This window comes from Mycobacterium sp. (genome assembly GCF_050701675.1).
GTDB lineage: Bacteria > Actinomycetota > Actinomycetes > Mycobacteriales > Mycobacteriaceae > Mycobacterium.
In genome coordinates this window covers 1-6,890 of the sequence record NZ_JBOGDD010001054.1, presented here as the reverse complement: position 1 = coordinate 6,890, position 6,890 = coordinate 1, and the positions used below count along the sequence as shown (strand labels likewise).

General features: G+C 67.5%; 9 protein-coding genes. 7 read left to right on the top strand and 2 right to left on the bottom strand.

From position 1 onward, the window contains the following. The first annotated feature begins 57 nt into the window (after positions 1-57). The 7 genes from ACRDUX_RS32410 (at position 58) to ACRDUX_RS32380 (ending at position 4,860) form a co-directional block, all read left to right on the top strand. Complete coding sequence (locus ACRDUX_RS32410; RefSeq protein WP_526420215.1) at positions 58-468, top strand: PaaI family thioesterase; 411 nt, start codon at positions 58-60, stop codon at positions 466-468. Between the two features lie 72 nt (positions 469-540). Next, positions 541-843, top strand: coding sequence for an urease subunit gamma (locus ACRDUX_RS32405; protein ID WP_526420213.1), 303 nt, complete (start codon positions 541-543; stop codon positions 841-843). Positions 844-852: 9 nt separating this feature from the next. Further along, on the top strand, positions 853-1,167 hold the full coding sequence (locus tag ACRDUX_RS32400; protein ID WP_526420211.1) for an urease subunit beta: 315 nt from the start codon (positions 853-855) through the stop codon (positions 1,165-1,167). After that, positions 1,164-2,885, top strand: coding sequence for an urease subunit alpha (locus tag ACRDUX_RS32395; RefSeq protein ID WP_526420209.1), 1,722 nt, complete (start codon positions 1,164-1,166; stop codon positions 2,883-2,885). The genes ACRDUX_RS32400 and ACRDUX_RS32395 overlap by 4 nt, the downstream gene beginning before the upstream one ends. Further along, complete coding sequence (locus tag ACRDUX_RS32390; protein ID WP_526420207.1) at positions 2,885-3,520, top strand: urease accessory protein UreF; 636 nt, start codon at positions 2,885-2,887, stop codon at positions 3,518-3,520. Before ACRDUX_RS32395 ends, ACRDUX_RS32390 begins: the two co-directional genes overlap by 1 nt. A 24-nt stretch (positions 3,521-3,544) precedes the next feature. Beyond that, a complete protein-coding gene (gene ureG / locus ACRDUX_RS32385) occupies positions 3,545-4,219 on the top strand; it encodes an urease accessory protein UreG (protein WP_526420205.1) in 675 nt (224 codons plus the stop codon). Positions 4,220-4,233: 14 nt separating this feature from the next. Continuing rightward, complete coding sequence (locus ACRDUX_RS32380) at positions 4,234-4,860, top strand: urease accessory protein UreD (protein WP_526420203.1); 627 nt, start codon at positions 4,234-4,236, stop codon at positions 4,858-4,860. On the opposite strand, the gene ndh is transcribed toward ACRDUX_RS32380, so the two are convergent. After that, the gene (gene ndh, locus ACRDUX_RS32375; protein ID WP_526420201.1) at positions 4,857-6,227 is read right to left on the bottom strand and encodes a type II NADH:quinone oxidoreductase Ndh; all 1,371 of its coding nucleotides are present in this window, start codon (positions 6,225-6,227) and stop codon (positions 4,857-4,859) included. The genes ACRDUX_RS32380 and ndh overlap by 4 nt on opposite strands. A gap of 131 nt (positions 6,228-6,358) precedes the next feature. Further along, on the bottom strand, positions 6,359-6,890 hold a 532-nt coding region (locus ACRDUX_RS32370; protein WP_526420199.1), incomplete at its 5' end, for an LLM class flavin-dependent oxidoreductase.

Below are 6,890 nucleotides of genomic sequence, written 5' to 3'. Positions count from 1 at the left end.
GTGTGCGGGGCCTGCCCGCTTTTTGATCGGCGTTCCCATGCGTGTAGACACGTCGGAATGACGACTTGGGTGCCGACGGGCTTGGGCGGCGGATTCGACGACGAGATCGGCCTCACCTATGTGGAGGTGACCCCCGACGGGGCAACGGCGCAACTGACCATCACCGACAAGCTGCTCCAGCCCCACGGGATCGTGCACGGCGGCGTCTACTGCTCGATCGTGGAGAGCGTGGCCAGCATCTCCGCAGCGGTCTGGCTCAAGGCGAACGGCGGCGGAGACAAGGTCGTCGGCGTCAACAACAACACGGACTTCCTCAGGGCCATCACCGCGGGAATGGTCACGGCGGTCTCCACCCCGATCCATCGCGGCCGACGCCAGCAGCTGTGGGTCATCACCATCACCGATACGAACGATCGCGTCGTCGCGCGCGGTCAGGTCCGGCTGCAGAACCTGCCGAACGAGGGCTAGCCCAACTGCGCGCGCCGGGGCCCCTCGCGCGTGCGCTGCTGACAGTCCCGCGCCGTGGCAGGATCGCGATCTATGCGCTTGTCACCGCACGAGCAGGAACGCCTGCTCATCTCCTACGCGGCCGAACTCGCCCGACGCCGAAAGGCGCGGGGGCTGCGGCTCAACCATCCCGAGACGGTCGCGGTGATCACCGACCACATCCTCGAAGGCGCGCGCGACGGCCGATCGGTGGCCGAGCTGATGAACAGCGGTCGTGACGTACTCGGCCGCGACGAGGTGATGGAGGGCGTGCCCGAAATGCTGCACGACGTTCAGGTGGAGGCGACCTTCCCCGACGGCACCAAGCTCGTCACCGTCCACCATCCGATCCCTTGAGGTGAGCCAGTGATCCCAGGAGAGATCGTGTTCGGAGATGGCGACATCACCATCAACGAGGGCGCCGAAAGGCTCGTGCTCGACGTGGTGAACACCGCGGACCGGCCGGTCCAGGTCGGCAGCCACGTCCACCTGCCGCAGGCCAACGCCGCGCTGGAGTTCGACCGCGTGGCTGCTCACGGCCACCGGTTCGACATCCCGGCGGGCACCGCGGTTCGCTTCGAACCCGGTATCGCCCAGCAGGTTTCGCTCATCCCGCTGGCCGGCACTCGTGAGGTGCACGGCCTGTCGCTGAATCCGCCAGGAAAGTTGGATATCGAGTGAGTGAGCTTTCCCGTAGCCGTTACGCCGCGCTCTTCGGCCCCACCACGGGCGACAAGATCCGGCTCGCCGACACCGACCTCTTCATCGAGATCACCGAGGACCGCAGCGGCGGCCCGGGTTTGGCGGGCAACGAGGCCGTCTTCGGCGGCGGCAAGGTGCTCCGCGAGTCCATGGGTCAGTCACGGGCCACCCGTGCCGACGGCGCGCCCGACACCATCATCACCGGCGTGGTGATCATCGATCACTGGGGAATCATCAAGGCCGACGTCGGCATTCGCGACGGCCGCATCGCCGCCATCGGCAAGGCGGGCAATCCCGACATCATGTCCGGGGTGCATCCCGACCTGGTGGTGGGGCCGTCCACCGAGATCATCGCGGGCAATGGACGCATCCTCACCGCAGGCGCCATCGACTGTCACGTCCACCTGATCTGCCCGCAGATCATGGAGGAGGCCCTCGGCGGCGGTATCACCACGATCGTCGCGGGCGGCACCGGACCTGCCGAGGGCAGCAAGGCCACGACGGTGACTCCCGGCGCCTGGCATCTGGCCCGCATGCTCGAGGCGCTCGATACCTGGCCACTCAACGTCGTGCTGCTCGGCAAGGGCAACACCGTCAGCGCCGAAGCCATGTGGGAGCAACTACGTGCGGGCGCAGCAGGATTCAAGCTGCACGAGGACTGGGGCACGACGCCCGCGGCCATCGACGCCTGCCTGACCGTCGCCGACGTCGCAGGGGTCCAGGTGAACCTGCATTCCGACACTCTCAACGAGGCGGGCTTCGTCGAGGACACGCTCGCCGCCATCAACGGAAGAGCGATCCACGCATACCACACCGAGGGAGCGGGCGGCGGGCACGCGCCAGACATCATCACCGTGGTATCGCATCCCAACGTGCTGCCCAGCTCCACCAACCCGACGCGGCCGCACACCGTCAACACCCTCGACGAGCACCTCGACATGCTGATGGTGTGCCACCACCTGAACCCCAGCGTCCCAGAGGATCTCGCGTTCGCCGAGAGCCGGATCCGGCCGTCGACGATCGCCGCAGAGGACCTGCTGCACGACATCGGCGCGATCTCGATGATCGGCAGCGACGCGCAGGCGATGGGCCGCATCGGCGAGGTGGTGCTGCGTACCTGGCAGACCGCACACGTGATGAAGAAGCGGCGCGGGGCGCTGGAGGGCGACGGGGCGGCCGACAACAACCGGGTGCGCCGGTACGTCGCCAAGTACACGATCTGTCCGGCCATCGCGCATGGCATCGACCACGAGATCGGGTCCGTCGAGGTCGGCAAGCTCGCCGATCTCGTGCTGTGGGAACCCGCCTTCTTCGGAGTGCGCCCGCATGCGGTGATCAAGGGAGGCATGATCGCGTGGGCGGCGATGGGGGATGCGAACGCGTCGATCCCCACGCCGCAGCCCGTCCTGCCGAGGCCGATGTTCGGTGCTTCGCCGGCCGCAGCGGCCGCCACGTCGGTGCACTTCGTCGCGCCGCAGGCCATCGAGGACGGTCTCGCCGACCGCCTGGCGGTCAACCGCCGACTCGTCGCCGTCGGCGACGTCCGCAAGGTGAGCAAGGCGGATATGCCGCTCAACGACGCGCTGCCGCACATCGAAGTCGACCCCGACACGTTCACCGTCACCATCGACGGCGATGTCTGGGCGGAGCAACCGGCCACCGAACTGCCGATGGCACAGCGATATTTCCTCTTCTGATGTCCAGCCTGGCAACCCTGTTGGCGCTGGCGGACTCTCGGCTGCCGACCGGCGGTCACGTCCACTCCGGTGGTGTCGAGGAGGGCGTGGCCAGTGGGCTGGTGGTGGACCTGCCGACGCTGCGCGCCTTCCTGCGCCGACGCATCCGCACCAGTGGTCTGGTCACCGCTTCGATCGCGAGCGCCGTGCACGACGGCACGCTGAGCGTCGCGGACGCCGACGGTGAAACCGACGCCCGGACACCGGCTCCCGCGGCGCGCAGTGCGTCGCGGGCCCAGGGGAGGGGCCTGGTGAGGTTGGCCCGCAAGGTGTGGCCGGCCCACGACTGGGACTCGGTCGGCGTCAAACCCCACCTCGGCGTGGCGGCCGGCTCGGTCGGTTCGGCCAGTGGACTGCTGCCGGAGCAGACCGCGCTCTCGGTGGTCTACACGACGATGACGGGCTCCGCGACCGCAGCCCAACGGTTACTGGCCCTCGATCCTGGCGACGTCGCGGGGCTGATCTTCGAGCTTTCGCCGCTGTGCGACCAGACCGCCGCCGAGGCGACCAAGGAACTAGCCGATCTGTCCGATCCATTGCTCGACGTATTGGCCCAGCGTCACGTCGAACGAGACCGGCCGCTCTTCGCGTCGTGAAGTACGTCTGGAGAAAGGTATGCCATGCCACCACATCTGCTCGACGGTGAGCCCCACACCCACGTCGATCGTCCACGGCGCGTCCGCCAGGAGGGCGAGCCACTGCGCATCGGCATCGGAGGGCCGGTCGGGTCTGGCAAGACCGCGTTGGTGGCCGCGCTGTGCAGACAGTTGCGCGATGAGTTGTCGCTTGCGGTGCTGACCAACGACATCTACACCACCGAGGACGCCGACTTCCTTCGCAGGCACGCGGTGCTCCCCGACGAGCGCATCGCGGCGGTACAGACCGGCGGCTGTCCGCACACCGCCATCCGTGACGACATCACCGCGAACCTCGACGCCATCGACGACCTGATCGCGGGCATCGGGTCGCTCGATCTGATCCTCGTCGAGTCGGGCGGCGACAATCTGACGGCCACGTTCTCCTCGGGCCTGGTCGACGCGCAGATCTTCGTCGTCGACGTGGCGGGGGGAGACAAGGTGCCGCGCAAGGGTGGTCCCGGCGTGACGTTCTCGGATCTGCTCGTCGTCAACAAGACGGACCTGGCGCCGATGGTGGGAGCGGACCTCGACGTGATGCGCCGCGACGCGGCCAAGGTCCGCGGGAACCGCCCGACGGTGCTGATCTCGCTGACCGAGGACCCCACGGCTGCACTGGTCCTCGACTGGGTGCATCAACAGCTGCGCGTCCCGGTGTAAGGCACCGGGCCACCATGCTTTCCGATGTTCTGATCGTCGCGTCACGGAACCGCGCCCCCCGCATCGAGTGCGTCGGTGGGTTGGCGGGCCGCCGCACCGACGCCGACACCGTGCACCTGGTTTCGGCCGCGGCCACGCCGCTGGGCGGGGACACCATCAGGGTGCGGGTGGTGGTCGAACACGGTGCCGCACTCCGGCTGCGCAGCGTGGCCGCGACGATGGCGATGCCTGGCACGGTCACCATGGAGTCACGCGCGAGCTGGGATCTCGAGGTGGCCGGACGGCTCGACGTCGACCCGCAGCCCACCATCGTCGCCGGGGCGGCGCGGCACCTGACGTCGACCAGGCTGACCGTGACCGGGGAGGGGAGCGTGCGCCTGCGCGAACGCATCCAGATCGGCAGATCTCACGAGCGGCAGGGTTTCTGGAGCGGTTCGTTGTACGCCGACGTCGATGGCGCACCGCTCCTGCGCCACCGCATCGAACTGGGAACCGGCTCCGTCGCCGACGACGAGCTCGGCACGCCCCTGGCCTGTGTCAGCGAATTACGCTATCCACAAACGGGTTTCGAGGCAGCCGGAACCACGCTCGACCTGGCCGCGGGCGGTTGCCTCGCCACCTGGCGGGGCGACCGACTCTAACTCGCCGCCCGCTCGTCTTCCTTTGCCGCCGCCAGATCCTCGAGTTGCTCGATCCTGGTACGCGCGTAGGCCTGCTGCTCGGTGATGGTGAGCTGTCCGCGGCTGCGGCTCAGGAACGTCACGGCCCAGGACAGAAGCGTCGCGATCTTCGTCTTGAACCCGACGAGGTAGATCAGGTGCAGTCCCAGCCAGGCTAGCCACGCGATGAAGCCGCCGAATTCCAGCTTGCCGACCTGCGCGACGGCGTTGTACTTCGACACCGTCGCCATCGAGCCCTTGTCGAAGTACTTGAATGGCTCGCGGACGCTCGAATCGGCGCCCTTGATCTCTGCCTTGATCAAGTTGGCCGCGTACTTGCCGCCCTGGATGGCGCCTTGGGCCATCCCGGGGACGCCTTCGACGGCTGCCATGTCGCCGACGACGAAGACGTTCGGGTGACCGGGGATGGACAGATCGGGCAGCACCTTCACGCGGCCCGCACGGTCGAGTTCGACGCTCGACTGCTCGGCCAGGTCCTTGCCGAGCGGGCTCGCCGCCACACCGGCAGACCACACCTTGCAGGCCGACTCGATGCGCCTGATCGTGCCGTCGGCGTCCTTCACCGTGATGCCGTTACGGTCGACGTCGGTCACCATGGCATTGAGCTGGATCTCGACGCCCATCTTCTCCAGCCGGGCCTGCGCCTTGAGGCCCAGCTTCTTGCCCATCGGCGGCAGGACTGCCGGAGCGGCGTCGAGCAGGATGACGTGCGCCTCGGTCGGGTCGATGTGCCGGAAGCTGCCCTTGAGTGTCTGGTCGGCCAATTCTTGTATCTGGCCTGCCATCTCGACACCGGTTGGGCCGGCACCGACGACGACGAACGTCAACAACTTCTCACGCCGCACCGGGTCGCTGGAGCGCTCTGCCTGTTCGAAGGCGCCCAGGATGCGGCCGCGCAGCTCCAACGCGTCGTCGATCGACTTCATGCCGGGCGCGAACTCGGCGAAGTGGTCGTTGCCGAAGTACGACTGCCCGGCGCCCGCCGCGATGATCAGACTGTCGTACGGCGTCGTGTAGTCGTGCCCGAGCAGCTCAGAGGTGACCGTCTGGGCTTCCAGATCGACGTGCGTGACGTCGCCGAGAAGCACCTGCGCGTTCTCCTGCTTGCGCAGGATGAGCCGAGTCGGGGGCGCGATCTCCCCTTCGGAGATGATGCCCGTGGCGACCTGGTAGAGCAGGGGCTGGAACAGATGGTGCGTCGTGCGAGCGATCAGCTTGATGTCGACGTCGGCCTTCTTGAGCTTCTGGGCGGCGTTCAATCCGCCGAACCCGGAACCGATGATGACGACCTTATGCCGATCCGTTGCCGTAGCTCCGGGGTGGCTCATTGCTGCTCCTCGCGTGCGAAAACCTACTCAGTACAACCCCTAGGTTAGTCGGCGCACTTCCCCGCAGCGCGGTGAGATGACCCACCGCACCGTCTATTCACCCGGTCGCTCCGCTCCAGCCCTCCGGAAGTTCACCCGGCGAGCACCGGCTTGAGCTTCTCCGCAACCTCCGTGACGGCACCGGGGTGGTAGCCGTCCAAGCTGGTGACCGGGCTCAGGATGACCCCGTCGATCCCAGCATCGAGGACCTTGGTCTTGATCTGGTCGGCCACCTGCTCCGCGCTGCCGAAGACGGCCTGCTGCCTGAAGTCCTCGGGAATCAGGTCGGCGGTGATTCCCTCGCCGATGATCGCGATCACCAGCATGCTGGTCTCCAGCGTGGCCGGATCGCGACCGATCTTCTCGGCGTTCTCGCGGACCACCTGCACCTTGCGCGGCAGTTCGTCGAAGCCCGCGATGATGTTCAGGTGGTCGAAGTGCCGGACCGCCAAGGGGATGGTCTTCTTCTCGCCGCTGCCACCGATCATCAGTGGGACGTGCTTGCGGAAGCGCGGCTCTGCCATGGCCTCCTGCGTGCGGTAGTACTTGCCGGAGAACGTCGGACGCTCGCCCTCGAGCATCGGAAGGATGATCTGGAGGGCCTCGTCGAGCCGGTTGAAGCGG

Bases quoted from the DNA above. Each gene is read 5' to 3' on its own strand.
- ACRDUX_RS32410 (WP_526420215.1), top strand. From the start codon at position 58: ATGACGACTTGGGTGCCGACGGGCTTGGGCGGCGGATTCGACGACGAG.
- ACRDUX_RS32405 (WP_526420213.1), top strand. From the start codon at position 541: ATGCGCTTGTCACCGCACGAGCAGGAACGCCTGCTCATCTCCTACGCG.
- ACRDUX_RS32390 (WP_526420207.1), top strand. From the start codon at position 2,885: ATGTCCAGCCTGGCAACCCTGTTGGCGCTGGCGGACTCTCGGCTGCCG.
- ureG (WP_526420205.1), top strand. From the start codon at position 3,545: ATGCCACCACATCTGCTCGACGGTGAGCCCCACACCCACGTCGATCGT.
- ACRDUX_RS32380 (WP_526420203.1), top strand. From the start codon at position 4,234: ATGCTTTCCGATGTTCTGATCGTCGCGTCACGGAACCGCGCCCCCCGC.
- ndh (WP_526420201.1), bottom strand. From the start codon at position 6,227: ATGAGCCACCCCGGAGCTACGGCAACGGATCGGCATAAGGTCGTCATC.